The organism is Caulobacter sp. 17J80-11 (assembly GCF_014349105.1).
Lineage (GTDB): Bacteria > Pseudomonadota > Alphaproteobacteria > Caulobacterales > Caulobacteraceae > 17J80-11.
This window is the reverse complement of record NZ_JACSJI010000002.1, coordinates 207,972-225,088: the sequence shown is the minus strand read 5'-3', so window position 1 is coordinate 225,088 and position 17,117 is coordinate 207,972. Positions and strand designations below refer to the sequence as shown.

The following is a 17,117-nucleotide window of genomic DNA, read 5'->3' as shown; positions in this document are numbered from 1 at the left end:
TCAAACGACTCCGCCTACTGCGCCGCGTGCTGCAGCCGCGCTTCGGGGAACAGCCGCTCGAACCGGCCCAGGGCCTGGGCGTCCAGCCGCACCACGACGCGCATGGAGCCGTCTTCGGCGTCCTCGCGGTCGGTGACCCGGCCGTTCTGGTAGAGCCAGGCCAGGGCCTCGCCGTCGCCGGGCGGCAGCTGGGTCTCGACCTCCGGCGCGTCGTCGACCAGGTCGGCGATCATGGCCCGCAGCGCCTCGATCCCCTCGCCGCTGACAGCCGAGACCGCCACGGCGGGCGGGCCGCCGGCGTCGCCACGGCGCAGCGCGCGGGCCTCGACGGGGGCGCGCTCCTCGGGCGGCAGCAGGTCGATCTTGTTCCAAACCTCCAGCAGCACCTGCCGGCGCCCCTCCACGACCGGGATCTGCGACAGCACCGTCTCGACGTCGCGGGCGTGGGACTCGCCGTCCGGGTCGGCCACGTCGCGCACGTGCAGGATCACGTCCGCCTCGCCGACCTCTTCCAGGGTGGCGCGGAACGACTCGACCAGCTCATGCGGCAGGTCGGAGATGAAGCCGACCGTGTCGGAGATGATCGCCGGGCGGCCCTTGGGCAGGCGCACGGTGCGCAGCGTCGGGTCCAGGGTGGCGAACAGCATGTCCTTGGCCAGGGCGTCGGCCCCGGTCAGGCGGTTGAACAGGGTCGACTTGCCGGCGTTGGTGTAGCCGACCAGCGCCACGGTCGGGAACGGCACCCGCTTGCGCGCGGCGCGGTGCAGGGTGCGGGTGCGCCGCACCTCCTCCAGCTCCGCTTTCAGCCGCACGATCTTGTCGGCGATGATGCGCCGGTCGAGCTCGATCTGGGTTTCGCCGGGGCCGCCGGTCTTGCCCAGGCCGCCGCGCTGGCGCTCCAGGTGGGTCCAGGTGCGCACCAGGCGCGAGCGCTCGTACTCGAGCCGCGCCAGCTCGACCTGCAGCTTGCCTTCGCGCGTGCGGGCGCGCCGGGCGAAGATCTCCAGGATCAGGCCGGTGCGGTCGACGACCTTGGCCTTCCAGGCCTTCTCCAGGTTGCGCTGCTGCACCGGCGACAGGGCGTCGTCGATGACCACCAGGTCGGCCTCGACGCTCTCGACCAGAACGCCGATTTCGTCGACCCGGCCGGAGCCGAACAGGGTGGCGGGGGTGACGCGACGCACGCGCGCGATCTCGGCCGCCCGGACCTCGAGGTCGAGCGCTTCGGCCAGGCCGACGGCTTCCAGGAGCCGAGCTTCGGGATCGCGGAGGCGAGTCTCGCCGGGGAACTCAGGATGGATGACGACCGCGGCCTGGATCACAGGCCGCCGGTCCACGAACTTTTCGGTCAATCTTCGCTGCTGTCGGTTTCCGGTTCGTACAACTGCACCGGCTGGGAGGGCATGATGGTCGAAATCGCGTGCTTATAGACAAGCTGGGATTGTCCGTCCCGGCGCAGCAACACGCAGAAATTGTCGAACCAGGTGACCACGCCTTGCAGCTTCACGCCGTTGACCAGGAAGATGGTCAGCGGCGTCTTCGATTTACGAACGCTGTTGAGAAAGGTGTCTTGCAGATTCTGTTTCTTGTCTTGGGACATGGTGGTCGCCCCTCCTTATTGGAAGCCCCGCGCTTCCACACACACGGGCAGATGAGTGCAATTAAGCGTTGCGGAGCCCCGCCCGCAACCGGCGTGATCTGAACGGGCGCTCAGGCCGCCGTGTTCCGGGCGTTTTCCAGGTAGAGCTGACGCAGGCGGGTGGCGATCGGGCCGGGCCGGCCGTCGCCGATCTTCGCGCCGTCGATCGACACCACCGGCATGACGAAGGCCGAGGCGGCCGAGAAGAACGCCTCCTTCGCCGCCTTGGCCTGATCCACCGTGAACGGGCCTTCCGCCACCTGCAGGCCGGCCTCGCGGGCCAGCGCCAGCAGGCCGTGGCGGGTTATGCCGCGCAGGATGTTGGCCTGGGTGTCGCGGGTGCGCAGCACGCCCTCGGCGTCGACGATCCACGCGTTGGTCGAAGAGCCCTCGGTGACGAAGCCCAGCTCGTCGACAAACCAGGCCTCGGCCGCGCCGGCTTCGCGCGCCTTCTGCTTGGCCAGCGCGTTGGGCAGCAGGCCCACGGTCTTGATGTCGCAACGGCCCCAGCGGTTCTCCGGCGTGGTGACCACGGCCACGCCCTTGGCCGCCTTGGCCTCGGCCACGGCAGGGTCCATCGAGCGGGCGGTCACGACGACGCTGGGCGCGACCTCGGGGCTCGGGAAGGCGTGATCGCGGCGGGCCGTGCCGCGAGTGACCTGCAGATAGACGATGCCCTCGCGCACCCGGTTGCGCCGGATGGTCTCGCGCAGCACCGAGGTCAGCGCGGCGCGAGTCATCGGCCGCCCGATGCGCAGCTCGTCGAGGCTGCGGTCCAGCCGGTCCATGTGCCCCTGATAGTCGGCCAGCTTGCCGTCGAACACGGCCCAGACCTCGTACACCCCGTCGGCGAACTGGAAGCCGCGATCCTCCACGTGGACGACGGCCTGACCGTGCGGGACGAACCGGCCGTTCACATAGGCGACGCGCGACATCACTCCTCCTCGAATTCTTCGCCGCTGCGGGCGGGCGCGACGCCCAGGGACTTCAGCTTCCGGTGCAGGGCCGAGCGCTCCATGCCGATGAAGGCGGCCGTGCGCGAGATATTTCCGCCGAAACGCAGGATCTGGGCGGCCAGGTACTCGCGCTCGAACACCTCGCGGGCGTCGCGCAGCGGCAGGGCGATGATGCGCTCCGGCCCGACCGAGCCGGCCGCGCCCGCCTGGGCCACCTCGGAGGGCAGCATTTCAGCGGTGATGGTCTCGCCCGGATCGCCGGCGGCCAGGATCAGCAGCCGTTCGACGTTGTTGCGCAGCTGGCGCACGTTGCCCGGCCAGGCGTGCACCTGCAGGGTCGCCACCGCGTCCTCGCCCAGCTTGCGCTTGGGCAGGCCCTGAGCCTCGCTGATGCCTTCGATGAAGTAGTCGACCAGTTCGGCGATGTCCTCGCGCCGCTCGGCCAGGCCGGGCACGCGGATGGGCACCACGTTCAGGCGGTGGAACAGGTCCTCGCGGAAGCGGCCGGCGGCGATCTCCTCGCGCAGGTCGCGCGAGCTGGACGAGATCACCCGCACGTCGACCTGCACGTCGTTGTCGCCGCCGACCCGGCGGAAGCGCTGCTCGACCAGCACCCGCAAGATGCGGCTCTGGCTCTCGCGCGGCATGTCGGCCACCTCGTCGAGATAGAGGGTGCCGCCGTGGGCGCGTTCGAACACGCCGATCTTGCGCGGGCGGCCGCCCTCGCCCTCCTCGCCGAACAGCTCGACGTCCAGGCGCTCCGGGGTCATGCCGGCGGCGCTGATCGCGACGAACTCGTTGCGCGCCCGGGGGCTGTTGTCGTGGATCAGGCGCGCGACCAGCTCCTTGCCGGACCCCGGCGGGCCGGAGATCAGCACGCGGCTGTTGGCCGGGGCGACCTTGGAGACGGTGGCGCGCAGCTGCTGGGCGGCGACCGAGCGACCGATCAGGCCGTCCGGCACGAAGGCCCTGACCCGCAGGCGGCGGTTTTCGCGACGCAGGTTGGTGGCTTCCAGCGCGCGTTCCACAATCAGCAGCAAGCGGTCGGATTTGAACGGCTTTTCGAGGAAGTCGTAGGCCCCGCGCTTGATCGCGCTGACCGCCGTCTCGATGTTGCCGTGACCGGAAATCATCACCACCGGCAGGTCGGGATCGAGCTCCTTGACCAGATCCAGCAGCTCCAGGCCGTCCAGGCCCCCGCCCTGCATCCAGATGTCGAGCACCAGCAGCGAGGGCTTGCGCGCCCGGATCGCCGCAAGGGCCTGATCCGAGTCCGCCGCGGTGCGCACCGCATAGCCCTCGTCCTGCAGGATGCCGGCGACGAGTTCGCGGATGTCCGCCTCGTCGTCGACCACCAGAATGTCCGCCCCGCCACCAGCCTTCATGTCGCCCTCAAGCCACAGCCGCGGGCGGCTGGGCCGCCCCCTTGCGCGCGCGCGGGAAATTCAGCGAGACCCGCGCGCCGGACAGTTCGACCGCGTCGGCCAGCCGAAGCTCGCCGCCGTGGTCCTCGCAAATACGCTTCACGATCGCGAGGCCGAGGCCCGTGCCCTTCTCCCGCGTCGTCACATAGGGTTCGGTCAGCCGGTCCCGATCCTTGTCGGGCAGGCCGATGCCGTCGTCTTCCACCACGAACGCCACCTGGTCCTCGTCGACCACCAGGCGGGCGATCATGCCGCCGATCGCGTCGGGATCCGCGGCGCGGCGCGCCTGGACGGCTTCGCCGGCGTTCTTCAGCACGTTGGTCAGGGCCTGGCCGACCATGCGCCCGTCGCACACCAGCCGCACCTCCGGCACCGGCTCGGCCAGCTCCAGCCGGATGTCGGCCTGGGCCACCCGCTGGGCGAACACCGCCTGGCGCAGCAGTTCGGCCGCGTCCTCGTCAGCGAACTTCGGGGTCGGCATGCGGGCGAAGGACGAGAACTCGTCCACCATCCGGCCGATGTCGCCGACCTGGCGGATGATGGTGTCCGTGCACCGGTCGAAGGTCTCCAGGTCGTCGGTCAGCTGGCCGCGGTACTTGCGCCGCAGCCGCTCGGCCGAGAGCTGGATCGGGGTGAGCGGGTTCTTGATCTCGTGGGCGATGCGCCGCGCCACGTCGCGCCAGGCGGCGTTGCGCTGGGCGGTGATCAGGCGGGTGATGTCGTCGAAGGTCAGGACCACCCCGCCCTCGCCGCCCGTGGCGCGCACGCGCAGGCGTCGGGTCTCCGAGCCGCGGGTGACGTCGACGTCGCGGTCGGCCTCGCCGGCGTGCGAAGCCACCTCGGCCAGCTCCGGCGCGACCTTGGCCAGCGGCCGGCCCAGGGTGTCGGCTTCCTTGAGCGCCAGCAGGCCCAGCGCCTGGCGGTTGACCGCCGACACCCGGCCGTTCGGGTCCAGGCCGATGACGCCGGCGCTGACGCCCGACAGCACGGTTTCGATGAAGCGGCGGCGGCCCTGCGCCTCGGCGCTGGCGGCCTTCAGCGCCCCTTGCTGGGTCTGAAGGTCGCTGGTCATCCGGTTGAAGGCGCGGGTCAAGACCGCGATCTCCTCCGGGTCGCGGTCGGTCTCCACGCGCGCGGTCAGGTCGCCGCCGGCCACCCGGTCGGCCGCCTGCACCAGGCGCGCGACCGGGGCGGCGATCGCGCCGGCGGCGGTGATGCCCAGCCACACGGCGCCGACCAGCACCAGCAGGGCCGTCTCGCCGTAGGCCAGCACGAAGGCGACCTGGATGCGCTCCTGGTTGGCTTCGCGCTCACGGTAGCCGACCACCGACTGCTCGGAGTTGCGCAGGCGCTCCACCACGCCGTCGCTCAGGGGCCGCACCACGTAGACGTAGGCGCCCTGATAGCCTTCCAGCGGGAACAGGGCGCGCACGGCGTCCGGCTTCTCGGTCACCTCGGCCGGGGTCTCGCCGCTGTCGGCGCGGTCGAACGCCGAGGGCGGCGGGGCCAGGAACGGCGACGCGTCGGCGGTCTCGCCCCGCGCCAGGATCCGGCCGGTGCGGTCGAGCAGGTAGACGGAATAGCCGCGGTATTCCGCCAGGCCCGTCAGGGCCCGGCTGAAGCTCAGGCGGTCGCCGTAGATCGGCTGCAGCTGCTGCATTTCGCCCGACATGGCCTGCAGGTCGTCGCTGACCTCGTGGCTGACGTCGACCAGGTAGGTGCGCGCGATGCTGGCGCCGTTCTCCACGGCGGTGCGGACGTTCTGGCTGAACCAGCTCTCCACCCCACGGGTGACCAGCACGCCGAAGAACAGGGCGACCACGATGGCGGGAATGACGGCCGCGGCCGCGAACAGGGTGACGAAGCGCAGGTGCAGCCTCGCGCCCGGGTCGGACGCGCGTCCGCGCGCCAGACGCAGCACGCGCCAGCCGACCACCGCGGCCAGGCCCAGAATGACCAGCAGGTTGAAACCGAGCACCAGCAGCAGCACCCGGCTGGCGGGCCCGATCGGGCCGCTGCCCGGCGCCGAGGCCACCAACCAGATGGCCAGGGCGGTGATCACCACGGCCAAGGCGTAGGCCACGCCGAACGCCGCTCGGGCCCGTCCCGGCGAGGACCAGACCTGCGTCAGCCTTCGCCGCAAGGGCGGGCGATCTGCTGGCGCACGACGGCGCGCAGACGCATTCAGCATGGCCGCATGATAGGCACAGACTGTGGCGTAGATTCAACAGCTATGTTGCCGCGTTGCGCCAGATCAGGCGGCCGCGCGCACGCCGTCCCCCAGCCACAGAAGGGCCAGCGCGCGTTCGACCTCGGCCGGATCGTCGATGCGACAAAGTCGCCCCTTGGCCTCGCGTCGCGCTTCGGGGGTGGCCGGCCAGGGGGCCTGCTCGACGTACCAGCCCAGGTGCTTGCGGAACATCTTCAGGCCGAGGCCGGCGCCGTAGAAGGCCAGGCTCTCGCGGAAGTGCTCCACCACGATGGCCAGGCGCGCCTGCGCGCCCGGCTCGACGATCTCCGTCCCGTCGGCCAGGGCCCGCTCGATCTCCGCCGCCAGCCAGGGGCGGCCATAGATTCCCCGGCCGATCATCACCGCGTCGGCGCCCGAGCGCGCCAGGGCCTCGCGGGCGGAGGCGGCGTCGACCACGTCGCCGTTGACGATCACCGGAATGGCGACGGCCTGCTTCACGCGCGCGACGTCGTCCCAGTCGGCGACGCCCTTGTAGAACTGCTGGCGGGTGCGGCCGTGCACGGTGACGGCGGCGACGCCGCAGGCTTCGGCGCGGGCCGCCAGCTCCGGGGCGTTCCTGGACGCGTCGTCCCAGCCCAGGCGCATCTTCAGGGTGACCGGGCGCGAGGTGGCGCCCACGGCCGCGCGGATCAGCCGCTCGGCGTGATCCAGATCGCGCATCAGGGCCGAGCCGGACAGGCCGCCCGTGACCTCCTTGGCCGGGCAGCCCATGTTCAGGTCGATCAGATCGGCGCCGGCGGCTTCGGCCATGCGCGCGCCGGAGGCCAGGAACTGCTCCTCGCGGCCGACCAGCTGGATCACGGTCAACGGCAGGCCCTCGCCCACGGCGGCGCGGCGGACCACGTCGGGGCGGCCGCGGGCCAGCTCGGCGCACGCGACCATTTCGGTGGCGACGTAGGCCGCGCCCAGGCGCGAGGCCACCCGCCGGAACGGCAGGTCGCTGATCCCGGTCATGGGCGCGATCAGCACCCGGCCGGCGATCTCCACGTCTCCGATGCGAAAGGTCCGCGTCATCGGCGCCTTGTCGCCGAGCGCGCCGCGCGCGTCCAGCCTCGCCACGCGCGGCCGGTTGCCCTATTCACCCGGCCATGAACTTCAACGCGGTGGTGGTGGCGGCGGGCTCCGGCTCGCGCGCGGGCGGTCCCAAGCAGTGGCGCGAGCTGGCCGGCAAGCCGGTGGTGCGCTGGTCGGTCGAGGCGCTGCGGGCGGCGGGCGCGCAGGCGGTCGTGGTGGTCACCCCGGCCGGCGAGGAAGCGCGCGCGGCCGAGGCGCTGGCGGGCCTTTCGGGCTGGATCACCACCGCCGGAGGCGCGACCCGGGCTCTATCCGTACAGGCGGGCCTCGCCGCCCTGCCCGCCCCGGCCGAAGCGGTGCTGGTCCACGACGCGGCCCGGCCGTTCGTGACGCGCGCCCACGTCGAGGCCCTGCTGGCGGCGCTGGCCGAGGCCGACGGCGCGGTCCCCGCCCTGCCGGTCGCCGACACCCTGAAGCGCGGGGCCGACAACGCTGTGATCGAGACCGTGTCGCGCGACGGCCTGTGGCGGGCCCAGACCCCGCAGGCCTTCCGCCACGGACGGCTGGTCGCCGCCTACGATATGTGGCCCGGCGACGCCGAGCCGACCGACGACGCGGCCGTGGTGGAGCGCTCGGGGGGGACTGTGCGCCTGGTCCCTGGCGACCCGCGCCTGATGAAGCTGACCTATCCGGAGGATTTCGCCATGGCCGAAGCGCTCGCGGGCGCGGCCCGTCAGGTTCGCGTGGGCCAGGGCTTCGACGCCCACCGCTGGGGGCCCGGCGAGAGCGTGTGGCTGTGCGGGGTGAAGATCGCCCACGACCAGACCCTGGTCGGCCACTCCGACGCCGACGCCGGCCTGCACGCCATCACCGATGCCGTGCTGGGCGCGATCGGGGCCGGCGACATCGGCGACCACTTCCCGCCCACCGACCCGCAGTGGAAGGGCGCGCCCTCGGACCTGTTCCTGAAGCACGCGGTCGGCCTGGTCACCGCCCGCGGCGGTCGTCTCCTGAACGTCGACGTCACCCTGATCTGCGAGCGGCCCAAGGTGAAGCCGCACCGCGAGGCCATGCGCGCCCGCCTGGCCGAGATCCTGGCCGTGCCGCTGGACGCTGTCAGCGTGAAGGCCACCACCACCGAGGGCATGGGCTTCACCGGTCGCCAGGAGGGCCTGGCCGCCCAGGCTATCGCGACTCTAGAGCTGCCCGCTTCCTAGCGTCCTCGGCGTCGGCCTTCATGTCGCGCCACATGGCGCCGACCAGGTTGGTGTAGTCGTCGGTCCACGCCCGGGTCTCGGTCGCCGGCGGAACCCACCAGCGGCTGTCGCCCTGGAACGCGCGCAGGCCCTCGTCCGAGCGCGCCACGATCAGGGCCTCGGTCGAGGCCTCGATCATCGGCGAGCGCTTGTCCCTCGCCTTGAAGGCCGACAGCATGGCCGGCGCGCCGATTTCCCGGGCCGCGGCGATCGCCGGCGTGGTGATCTCCAGGTTGCGGTTGGACAGGTGCAGCAGCACCGCCCCGTCCGGCTTCAGCACCCGCAGGTAGCCCCGCAGGGCCTCCTCGGTCAGCAGGTGCACGGGCACCGAGTCCGACGAGAAGGCGTCGATCACCAGGAGGTCGAACTTGCCGTCCGGCTCGTGCGCCAGGCTCAGGCGCGCGTCGCCCAGCACCACGCCGACCGGCCCCTCGGCGCAGCGGCTGATGAAGCCGAAGCGGTTCGGATCGCGCGCGAAGCGCTCCACCAGCGGATCGATTTCGTAATAGGTCAGGCTGTCGGCGGCGCGCTTGTAAGCCGCCAGCGTGCCGGTCCCCAGGCCCACCACGCCGACGACAGCGGCCGGCTTATGGTTCTGCACCTTCAGCATCGCCTGACCGATCGGCGTGGTGGTGGCGTAGTAGAGCATGGGCACGCAGCGGTTCCGCGGATCGACGATCTCCGCCCCGTGCATGGTCGAGCCGTGCATCAGCACGTGCACCGGGCCGTAGCGGGCGTCGTCGTAGCGCGCGATGCGCAACACGCCGAAGAAGCTGCGCTTGCTCTCGATCCAGTCGTACTGGCCCGCCAGGCCGTGGGCCGAAATCGTCATGACCGCCAGCAGGGCCGTGAACAGCACCGGCCGGCCGCGGACCAGCAGGACGCACACGACGGCGACCGCGAGCAGCACGTGGCCGAGCATCACCGCCGCCTTCCAGACGTAGAACCGCTGGAGTTCGGGGTGGGCCTTGAGCAGCGCCAGCATGGCCGGCCCGACGGCGCAGGCGGCAACCGTCACCACCGCCAGGACCCAGTCGCGGCGGCTCAGCGGGCCGGCCACCCGCGGCCGGGCCAGGGCGGCCAGGACCAGCACCAGCGGGTACTCGCGCACGACGTCGAACAGCACCGGCGCGACCAGGGCGGTGAAGGCGCCGCCGACCACGCCGCCCAGCGACAGCCACAGATAGAACTCGGTCAGCCGGTCGGCCGGCGGGCGCCGCCCGGCCAGGGCCTGATGGCAGACCAGGGCGGTGATGAAGAAGGTCGCCAGATGCAGGCCGAACAGCATGGGCGTCGGCAGGCTGGTGTTGAACGGCAGCCAGCTCACGCACAGCGGCAAGAGCACGGCGTGGGCCAGCAGCGCGATCCTCGGCGAAATCAGCGGCTTGGCCTGGAAGGCTATGACGAAGGTCAAAAGGTACAGGGCCAGCGGCACGACCCATAGGAAGGGCGCCGAGGCCACGTCGGTGGACAGGTAGCTGGTCACCCCCAGCATCAGGCTGGACGGCGCGGCCGCCAGCAGCAGCCACACCAGCCGCCGTTTCCAGGCGATCGGCTCGGAGCGGGCCAGCGGCTCGTCCGACACGCCTGAGTCGCGGCTGCGCCACGCCAGGGTCGCCAGTCCCAGCATGATCACCACGAACACCAGATAACCGCCGCTCCAGACCGCGGTCTGGCTCTGCAGGCGCAGCAGCGGTTCCAGCACCACCGGATAGGCCAGCAGGGCCAGGAAGCTGCCAAGATTGCTGGCGGCGTAGAGGACGTAGGGGTTGGCCGCGTCAGGCTCGCCGGCCCGGACGCGCGCGTACCAGGCCTGCAGCAGGGGCGCGGTGGCCGACAGCACCGCGAAGGGCGCCCCCACCGACAGGGCCAGCACGCCCAGCAGCCACACGATCGGCGCGTCGGGCGGCGGATCGCCCAGCACGCCGCTGACCCGCAACGGCAGGAACAGCGCCGCCAGCGCCAGGGCCGCCAGGTGCACGCCCACCTGGGCGCGCAGCGAGCGCACCCGCTGCAGGGCGTGGGCGTAGGCGTAGCCGGCCAGCAGCGCCGCCTGGAAGAACACCATGGAGGTGTTCCAGACAGCGGCCGACCCGCCGAGCTTGGGCAGGATCAGCTTGGCGACCATGGGCTGGACCACGAACACCAGGCTGGCGCTGGTGAACACGGCCAGGGCGAACAGCACCGGGGCCGTGCGCGCGGCGGGGCGGTCCAGGGCGACGTCGGTCATTGCAGAGCCTGCGACGTGGGTTCAGAACGAAGCGCGCCGCCAAGGCGTTACCTGCCGACGCCGCCGACTCCGGACATTTCCATGTTTCCCGACGATATTGTAGCGCTGGCCAACGAGGTGCTCGAAGCCGCCAAGACGGCCGGCGTGAAGATCGCCACCGCCGAGAGCTGCACCGGCGGCCTGGTGGCCGGGGCGCTGACCGCCATCTCAGGCTCGGCCGACGTGGTGGAGCGCGGCTTCGTCACCTATTCCAACGAGGCCAAGACCGAGCTGCTGGGCGTCGAGGCGCAGCTGATCGGCGACGTCGGCGCGGTCTCGGAGCCGGTGGCGCGCGCCATGGCCAAGGGCGCGCTGGCGAACTCGCGCGCGGACCTGACGGTGTCGATCACGGGCATAGCCGGCCCGACGGGCGGCACGCCGCTCAAGCCGGTCGGACTGGTGCACTTCGCCACCAGCCTTCGCGGCGGTTCGACGCGCCATCGCATGGAAGTGTTCGGTGCGCTCGGGCGCGAGCGCGTGCGTCAGGCCGCCGTCAAGCTGGCGCTGAGCCTGCTGCTGGCGCGCTTGCGGGAAATGCAGACGTCTCGGAAGCCGGAGCGGCCGCCGGTCGAGCGGCCGTGAGCGGCGGATAGAGGGCCATCGCCCGGCTCTCGAAGCAGGCGATCAGCTTGGCGACCGCCCGGTCGAAATTGGCCTGCAGCATCATATCCAGCATCTTCGAGCGAAACTCGAAGTCGATATCGAACTTCAGCAGGGTGCCGACCGGGTGCGGCGCGAAGGTCCAGCGGTTGGACAGCCGCCGGAACGGGCCGGCCAGCAGCGACACCTCGACCTTTTCCACCTCGCCGGAGCTGTCGCGGCGCACGCGGGTGGCGAACTTCTCGCGCAGGAACGAGAAGCCGACCGTGGCCTCCGCGTCGAGGGTGCTGACGCCCTCCCGTTCGACGTGCTCGTTCCACACCCGCATCGAGGTGATCCACGGCACGAACTCGGGATAGCGCCGCACGTCGCCGACCAGCGTGTAGAGCTGCATCGGCGTGTACGGCAGTACGCGCTCGACGTGGTGCTGGGCCATCAGCGGCCCGCGAGCTTGGCGTCGCGCGCGGCCCGCAGCTTGGCGAAGTCTTCGCCGGCGTGGTGCGACGAGCGGGTGAGCGGGCTGGACGACACCATCAGGAACCCCTTGGCGCGGGCGATCGCCTCGTACGCCTTGAACTCCTCAGGGGTCACGAACCGATCGATGGCGGCGTGCTTGCGGGTCGGCTGCAGGTACTGGCCGATGGTGATGAAGTCGACGCCGGCGGAACGCATGTCGTCCATCACCTGCATCACCTCCTCCTTGGTCTCGCCGAGCCCGACCATGATGCCGGACTTGGTGAACTGGGAGGGATCACGCTCCTTCACGCGTTCGAGCAGGCGCAGCGAGTGGTAGTAGCGCGCGCCCGGACGGATCTTCAGATACAGCCGCGGGACGGTCTCGAGGTTGTGGTTGAACACGTCCGGCTTGGCGTCGATCACCACCTCGGCCGCACCGTCCTTGCGCAGGAAGTCCGGGGTGAGGATCTCGATCGTCGTGTTCGGGGCCTGCAGGCGGATCTGCCGCACCACCTCCGCGAAGTGCGCCGCGCCGCCGTCGGCCAGGTCGTCGCGGTCCACCGAGGTGATCACGACGTGGTTCAGGCCCATCTCGGCCACGGCCCGGCCGACCTTGACCGGCTCTTCCTGGTCGAGGGCCTGCGGCAGGCCGGTCTTGACGTTGCAGAAGGCGCACGCGCGGGTGCAGGTGTCGCCCATGATCATCAGGGTGGCGTGCTTCTGGCTCCAGCACTCCCCGATGTTCGGGCAGGCGGCCTCCTCGCACACGGTGTGCAGGCCCTTTTCGCGCACGATGTTGCGCGTCTCGTTGTACTGGCCGGAGCCGGGCGCGCGCACGCGCAGCCAGTCGGGCTTGCGCAGGACGGGGCTGTCGGGGCGGTTCTGCTTCTCGGGGTGGCGCAGTTCGCGCGCGACCGTGTCGATAACCGTGACCATGAGAGCTTCGCCCGACGCTTCTTACCGGAGCCGCCTATGTCGTCCTTTCGTCATGGGAGCGCAAGCATAGCTATGCCGTGACGACGCGCCGCGGTTCGCGTTAACCTAAGCCCGATGCGCCGGCTTCTCGCCCTCTCGACGATCGCGCTCACGCTCGCAGGCTGCGGCCGCGACGGGCGCGAGCCGTTCTTTGAGACCCGCACGCCGCCCCAGGTCGGCCCACGCGCTTGGCCGCCAGACGGCTGGGCCTGGGGTGCGATCCAGGTCGAGGGCGCGCCCCCGGTCCGCTACGGCGTGACCGCTTCGGCCGGCGTGCGCCGCGCCCACCTCGTGATCCTGCCGGGCTATGGCGAGAGCGCCGAGGTCTATTTCGAAACCGTCCGCGACCTGACCCGGCGCGGCTACACCGTCTGGGTGCTGGAGGCCGCCGGCCAGGGCGGCTCGGGCCGGTTCGGGCCGGGACGCGACGTCGGCCGCTCGAAGGGTTTCGACAAGGACGCCGCCGCGCTGAAGGCGCTGATCGCCGACGTGATCCGCCCGGCGGGCGCGGACAACGTGGTCGTCGCCGCCTACGGCTCGGGCGCCCTGCCCGCCCTGCTGGCGGCCGAGGACGGCCTGGGACGGGTCGACGGCCTGGTCGTCTGGTCGCCCGACGTGACCTCCAGGCCCGCCGACCGGAACGCCGCGCGATTCGGAACCGGCGGCCTCAGGGTCCCCGGCGGCAAGGGCTGGACCCGGCCGGATCGCGACCTGAGCGCGCGATCGGCCCTGCCCGACGCCTGGCAACTGGCCAATCCGGACCTGCGCATGGGCTCGCCCTCGCGCGGCTGGATCGCCGCGCGGGAGACGGCGGTTGAGGACGTCGAGGCCGGCGCCGCGCGCGTCGCCCTCCCCGTCCTGACCTTGTCTCCGCAAGGGAATTCCGCCGCTGTCGAGCTGTGCCGCAAAGCCCCCGCCTGCCGCTCGGCGCCCCTGCCCGCCGGCCCGGCTGCAGCGCACCTGGGCCCCGATTCCGCAAGAACGGTTTGGCTCAAACAAGTGACAAGCTTTGTCGAAGAACGTATCGCCGCGTCTCATCACGCGATGTGACAGACCTTTTCAACGGCAACGGGCACGGTTAGCTTCGCGTTCATAAGAGTAGAAGAACGAGAGTCTTCGAGGAGGCAGCGCTCCATGCCGCGTGCTTTTGATGCGCGGGAAGGGGAACGACCGGTTTTCGACGCGTTGCTCGACGCACGCGCCCGGTTCGGCGGACACAAGGAAATCCTGGAAGACCAGGACCGCAAACCTCTGACCTATACCGGCCTGATCCGCGCCGCCTTCGTGCTGGGCCGCAAGATCGCCGACATGACCGCCCCGCAGGAGCACGTGGGCGTGCTGCTGCCGTCCAGCATGGGCGTGGTGGTCACCTATTTCGGCCTGCACGCCTTCGGGCGCGTGCCGGTCATGCTCAACTTCACGGCCGGGTCGCGCAACCTGAAGGCCGCGCTGGCCGCCGCCGGCGTGACGCGCGTTCTGACCGCCAAGCGTTTCGTCGAGACCGCCAAGCTGGACGACCTCATCGCCGACCTGAAGTCGGTGGCCGAGATCGTCTGGCTGGACGACATCCGCAGCTCGATCAAGCTGAAGGACAAGCTGTTCGGCCTGGCCGCCGGCTTCTTCCCCAAGCTGTTCCGCACGCCGACCTCCGCCAAAGATCCGGGCGTCATCCTGTTCACCTCGGGCAGCTTCGGCATGCCCAAGGGCGTGGTGCTGTCGCAGGCCAACCTGGTCTCGAACGTGCGCCAGATCGAGGCGCACATCGACCTCGACCCGCACTGGGTGATGTTCAACCCGCTGCCGACCTTCCACTGCCTGGGCCTGACCGGCGGCGTGCTGCTGCCGCTGCTGACCGGCATGAAGGCGTTCGAGTATCCCTCGCCGCTGCACACCAAGCAGATCCCGCAGCTGATGCGCGAGGCCAAGGCCTCGATCCTGCTGGCCACCGACACCTTCGTGAACCAGTACGCGCGCGCCGGTACGCCGGAGGACTTCGCCAGCCTGCAGTTCGTCGTCTGCGGGGCCGAGAAGGTGCGCGACGAAACCCACGAGCTCTTCGCCCGCGACTTCAACGGCCTGCCGGTGCTGGAAGGCTACGGCGCGACCGAGGCCTCGCCGGTGATCGCGGTCAACCAGCCGAACGACAACCGCCGCGGCACCGTCGGCAAGCTGCTGCCGGGCATCGAGACCCGGGTCGAGCCGGTCGAGGGCATTCCGCACGGCGGCGTGCTGCACGTGCGCGGCGCCAACGTCATGGCCGGCTACCTGCACTGCGACGGCTCCAAGGGCATCGATGAGCCGGCCGACGGCTGGTACGACACCGGCGACGTGGTCGAGATCGACCGGGAGGGCGTCGTGCGCATCCTGGGCCGGGTGAAGCGCTTCGCCAAGATCGGCGGCGAGATGGTCTCCCTGACCGCGGTCGAGGGCATCGCCGAGGCGGTCTGGCCGGACGGTCGCCACGCGGTCGTTTCCATCCCCGACAAGAAGAAGGGCGAGCGGCTGGTGCTGGTCACCGACCGGACCGACGCCGAGGTCGCCTCGCTGACCGCCTGGGCCCGCCGCCACGGCGCGCCCGAGCTGGCGGTGCCGAAGAAGATCCTGAAGGTGTCTGAGGTGCCGGTGCTGGGCACCGGCAAGACCGACTACGTGGCCATCCAGCAGATGGTCGAGCTGGAGGCGGAGGCGGCGTAACGCACGCCCCGCCTGAGCGCGGGAGTGGAACATGCGTGACCTCGAGGTGTGGGCGCCGCGCGCCCTGGCCGTCCTGCGGATCGTCGCCGCCCTTCTCTTTGTCGAGCACGGCGCGCAGAAGCTGTTCAACTTCCCCCCCGGGGAGCACTTCGTGGGCTTCAACCTGGCGGTTCTGCCCGGCTGGGCGGGTCTGCTGGAGTTTTTCGGCGGCCTGTTACTGCTGCTGGGCCTGTTCACCCGGCCGGTGGCCTTCCTGCTGTCGGGCGAGATGGCGGTGGCCTACTGGATGGTCCACGCACAGCAGGGCCCCTTCCCCGCCAACAACGGCGGCGACGCGGCCATCCTGTTCTGCTTCGTCTTCCTGTACATCGTCGTCGCTGGCCCGGGCGCGTGGGCCCTCGACCACCGGATGACGCGTCGACGCCGCTAGGGTGCGTCGGGCGGCTTCCTCAGCCAGGCTTTGAGGCGCGAGGGCGCACGTCGGCCCAGGGTGTCGGCCGCCACCGCGCCACGCGCGCCCAGAGGCTGGGGCGGGCCGGTGGTGGAGTCGACCGCGGTCTGCCGTTCGACCTCGGCGTTCAGCTCGGCCCCGGCCAGCACGAACAGCACCGACAGCCACAGCCAGGTCAGCAGGCCGAACATGGCCCCCAGCGGGCCGTAGGTCGTGCGGTAGTCGACCACGTGGGCGAGATACCAGGACAGGGCCATCGAACCCAGCACCCACAGCGCCGTCGCCGCCAGGCTGCCCGGGGTCACCCAGCGCCAGCGCGCGTGGGCCCGGTCGGGTCCGTAGCGGTAGAGCACCGCCAGGCCGAGCAGGACGACGGCCAGCAGCACCGGCCAGCGCAGCATGGCCAGCGGCGCGTTCTGCAGTCCCAGGACGGACAGGACCAGCGGCAGGACCACCACCGCCGCGGACGCGACGATGAGGAAGATCACCGCCGCGAGCGTGAAGCCCAGGCTCAGCAGGGTGACCCGCACGAAGCCGCGGGTTTCGGTCTCGTCATAGGCGATGTTGAGGCCGCGGATCATCGCCCTCACCCCGGCGCTGGCGCTCCACAGCGACAGCAGCAGACCGCCCGCGAAGGCCAGTCCCAGGCTGCCGTGGCCTCGGGTGGCGATGCGCACCATCTGCTCGCCGATCAGGGCCAGGACGTCGGCCGGAATGACGCCGGCCAGCACGCCAAGCTGGGCGCGCACGTCCGCGACGTCGAAGAACAGGCCGTACAGCGCCACGAAAGCGGCCATGGCCGGGAAGACGCCGAGGACGGCGGCGTAGGCCGCGCCGCCGGCGACGGCGATGATCTCGTCCTCGCGGATTTCCTGGAAGGTCCGCCACAGGACGTCCTTCCAGCCGCCGGGGGGGATGGCGGTCGGCTTTCGGGCCCTGCGCCCGGGCGCGTCCACGCCCGGCCCCGTGGATCGGGCCGGGGCGCGCCGGCCGCCCTCGCGCCAGCGCAGCCAGAGCCGGTCGGCGACCAGGGTCAGGGCGGCGGCGGCCGCGACATCGAGCAGGCGCACGGGCGCGGACGGCGGGAAGGACGGACGACCCATCCGGCGGCAACGCGTCAGCGCCGCCCGGG

The 17,117-nt window shown here is 71.3% G+C and carries 14 protein-coding genes and 1 pseudogene; 5 read left to right on the top strand and 10 right to left on the bottom strand.

Annotation, left to right across the window (positions count from 1 at the left end):
• Positions 1–14 precede the first annotated feature (14 nt).
• From hflX to dusB, 6 genes are all read right to left on the bottom strand, one after another.
• Positions 15–1,352 carry a GTPase HflX gene (gene hflX / locus H8B08_RS03510; RefSeq protein ID WP_187448827.1) on the bottom strand — a complete coding sequence of 446 codons (1,338 nt, stop codon included), beginning with the start codon at positions 1,350–1,352 and terminating at the stop codon, positions 15–17.
• A complete protein-coding gene (gene hfq / locus H8B08_RS03505) occupies positions 1,349–1,600 on the bottom strand; it encodes an RNA chaperone Hfq (protein WP_163259699.1) in 252 nt (83 codons plus the stop codon). Before hfq ends, hflX begins: the two co-directional genes overlap by 4 nt.
• 110 nt (positions 1,601–1,710) lie before the next feature.
• Positions 1,711–2,574 (bottom strand): D-amino-acid transaminase, encoded by an 864-nt coding sequence (locus H8B08_RS03500; RefSeq protein WP_187448826.1) that lies wholly within the window; start codon positions 2,572–2,574, stop codon positions 1,711–1,713.
• Complete coding sequence (locus H8B08_RS03495) at positions 2,574–3,980, bottom strand: sigma-54 dependent transcriptional regulator (RefSeq protein WP_187448825.1); 1,407 nt, start codon at positions 3,978–3,980, stop codon at positions 2,574–2,576. Before H8B08_RS03495 ends, H8B08_RS03500 begins: the two co-directional genes overlap by 1 nt.
• A 7-nt stretch (positions 3,981–3,987) precedes the next feature.
• On the bottom strand, positions 3,988–6,210 hold the full coding sequence (locus tag H8B08_RS03490; RefSeq protein WP_187448824.1) for a PAS domain-containing sensor histidine kinase: 2,223 nt from the start codon (positions 6,208–6,210) through the stop codon (positions 3,988–3,990).
• A gap of 63 nt (positions 6,211–6,273) precedes the next feature.
• Positions 6,274–7,284: a tRNA dihydrouridine synthase DusB gene (dusB, locus tag H8B08_RS03485; RefSeq protein ID WP_187448823.1), complete on the bottom strand. Its 1,011-nt coding sequence runs from the start codon at positions 7,282–7,284 to the stop codon at positions 6,274–6,276.
• Positions 7,285–7,358: 74 nt separating this feature from the next.
• Between dusB and H8B08_RS03480 the strand changes: the two genes are divergently transcribed.
• Positions 7,359–8,501, top strand: coding sequence for a bifunctional 2-C-methyl-D-erythritol 4-phosphate cytidylyltransferase/2-C-methyl-D-erythritol 2,4-cyclodiphosphate synthase (locus tag H8B08_RS03480; RefSeq protein WP_187448822.1), 1,143 nt, complete (start codon positions 7,359–7,361; stop codon positions 8,499–8,501).
• On the opposite strand, the gene H8B08_RS03475 is transcribed toward H8B08_RS03480, so the two are convergent.
• Complete coding sequence (locus tag H8B08_RS03475) at positions 8,470–10,770, bottom strand: spermidine synthase (protein WP_187448821.1); 2,301 nt, start codon at positions 10,768–10,770, stop codon at positions 8,470–8,472. The genes H8B08_RS03480 and H8B08_RS03475 overlap by 32 nt on opposite strands.
• 81 nt (positions 10,771–10,851) lie before the next feature.
• Here H8B08_RS03475 and H8B08_RS03470 point away from each other — a divergent pair, with 81 nt between their 5' ends.
• On the top strand, positions 10,852–11,391 hold the full coding sequence (locus H8B08_RS03470) for a CinA family protein (protein WP_187448820.1): 540 nt from the start codon (positions 10,852–10,854) through the stop codon (positions 11,389–11,391).
• A gap of 7 nt (positions 11,392–11,398) precedes the next feature.
• Here the strand turns inward: H8B08_RS03470 and H8B08_RS03465 are convergent.
• Both H8B08_RS03465 and lipA read right to left on the bottom strand, forming a co-directional pair.
• Positions 11,399–11,845, bottom strand: a pseudogene (locus H8B08_RS03465) (type II toxin-antitoxin system RatA family toxin); the annotation flags it as partial.
• Positions 11,845–12,801 carry a lipoyl synthase gene (lipA, locus tag H8B08_RS03460; RefSeq protein WP_187448818.1) on the bottom strand — a complete coding sequence of 319 codons (957 nt, stop codon included), beginning with the start codon at positions 12,799–12,801 and terminating at the stop codon, positions 11,845–11,847. The pseudogene H8B08_RS03465 and the gene lipA, both read right to left, overlap by 1 nt.
• 114 nt (positions 12,802–12,915) lie before the next feature.
• Here lipA and H8B08_RS03455 point away from each other — a divergent pair, with 114 nt between their 5' ends.
• The 3 genes from H8B08_RS03455 to H8B08_RS03445 all read left to right on the top strand — a co-directional run bounded on the left by H8B08_RS03455 (position 12,916) and on the right by H8B08_RS03445 (position 15,964).
• Entirely contained in the window at positions 12,916–13,890 is a 975-nt protein-coding gene (locus H8B08_RS03455) for an alpha/beta hydrolase (RefSeq protein WP_187448817.1), read from the top strand.
• 84 nt (positions 13,891–13,974) lie between these two features.
• Positions 13,975–15,534, top strand: coding sequence for an AMP-binding protein (locus H8B08_RS03450; protein WP_187448816.1), 1,560 nt, complete (start codon positions 13,975–13,977; stop codon positions 15,532–15,534).
• Positions 15,535–15,565: 31 nt separating this feature from the next.
• Positions 15,566–15,964 (top strand): DoxX family protein, encoded by a 399-nt coding sequence (locus H8B08_RS03445; protein WP_187448815.1) that lies wholly within the window; start codon positions 15,566–15,568, stop codon positions 15,962–15,964.
• Here H8B08_RS03445 and H8B08_RS03440 read toward each other — a convergent pair.
• Positions 15,961–17,088, bottom strand: coding sequence for a YihY/virulence factor BrkB family protein (locus tag H8B08_RS03440; RefSeq protein ID WP_187448814.1), 1,128 nt, complete (start codon positions 17,086–17,088; stop codon positions 15,961–15,963). The two genes, H8B08_RS03445 and H8B08_RS03440, sit on opposite strands and share 4 nt — an antisense overlap.
• Between the last annotated feature and the right edge of the window lie 29 nt (positions 17,089–17,117).

Coding starts and splice junctions, on each gene's coding strand:
- hfq (WP_163259699.1), bottom strand. CDS start 1,600: ATGTCCCAAGACAAGAAACAGAATCTGCAAGACACCTTTCTCAACAGC.
- H8B08_RS03500 (WP_187448826.1), bottom strand. CDS start 2,574: ATGTCGCGCGTCGCCTATGTGAACGGCCGGTTCGTCCCGCACGGTCAG.
- H8B08_RS03495 (WP_187448825.1), bottom strand. CDS start 3,980: ATGAAGGCTGGTGGCGGGGCGGACATTCTGGTGGTCGACGACGAGGCG.
- H8B08_RS03490 (WP_187448824.1), bottom strand. CDS start 6,210: ATGCTGAATGCGTCTGCGCGCCGTCGTGCGCCAGCAGATCGCCCGCCC.
- dusB (WP_187448823.1), bottom strand. CDS start 7,284: ATGACGCGGACCTTTCGCATCGGAGACGTGGAGATCGCCGGCCGGGTG.
- H8B08_RS03480 (WP_187448822.1), top strand. CDS start 7,359: ATGAACTTCAACGCGGTGGTGGTGGCGGCGGGCTCCGGCTCGCGCGCG.
- H8B08_RS03475 (WP_187448821.1), bottom strand. CDS start 10,770: ATGACCGACGTCGCCCTGGACCGCCCCGCCGCGCGCACGGCCCCGGTG.
- H8B08_RS03470 (WP_187448820.1), top strand. CDS start 10,852: ATGTTTCCCGACGATATTGTAGCGCTGGCCAACGAGGTGCTCGAAGCC.
- lipA (WP_187448818.1), bottom strand. CDS start 12,801: ATGGTCACGGTTATCGACACGGTCGCGCGCGAACTGCGCCACCCCGAG.
- H8B08_RS03455 (WP_187448817.1), top strand. CDS start 12,916: ATGCGCCGGCTTCTCGCCCTCTCGACGATCGCGCTCACGCTCGCAGGC.
- H8B08_RS03450 (WP_187448816.1), top strand. CDS start 13,975: ATGCCGCGTGCTTTTGATGCGCGGGAAGGGGAACGACCGGTTTTCGAC.
- H8B08_RS03445 (WP_187448815.1), top strand. CDS start 15,566: ATGCGTGACCTCGAGGTGTGGGCGCCGCGCGCCCTGGCCGTCCTGCGG.
- H8B08_RS03440 (WP_187448814.1), bottom strand. CDS start 17,088: ATGGGTCGTCCGTCCTTCCCGCCGTCCGCGCCCGTGCGCCTGCTCGAT.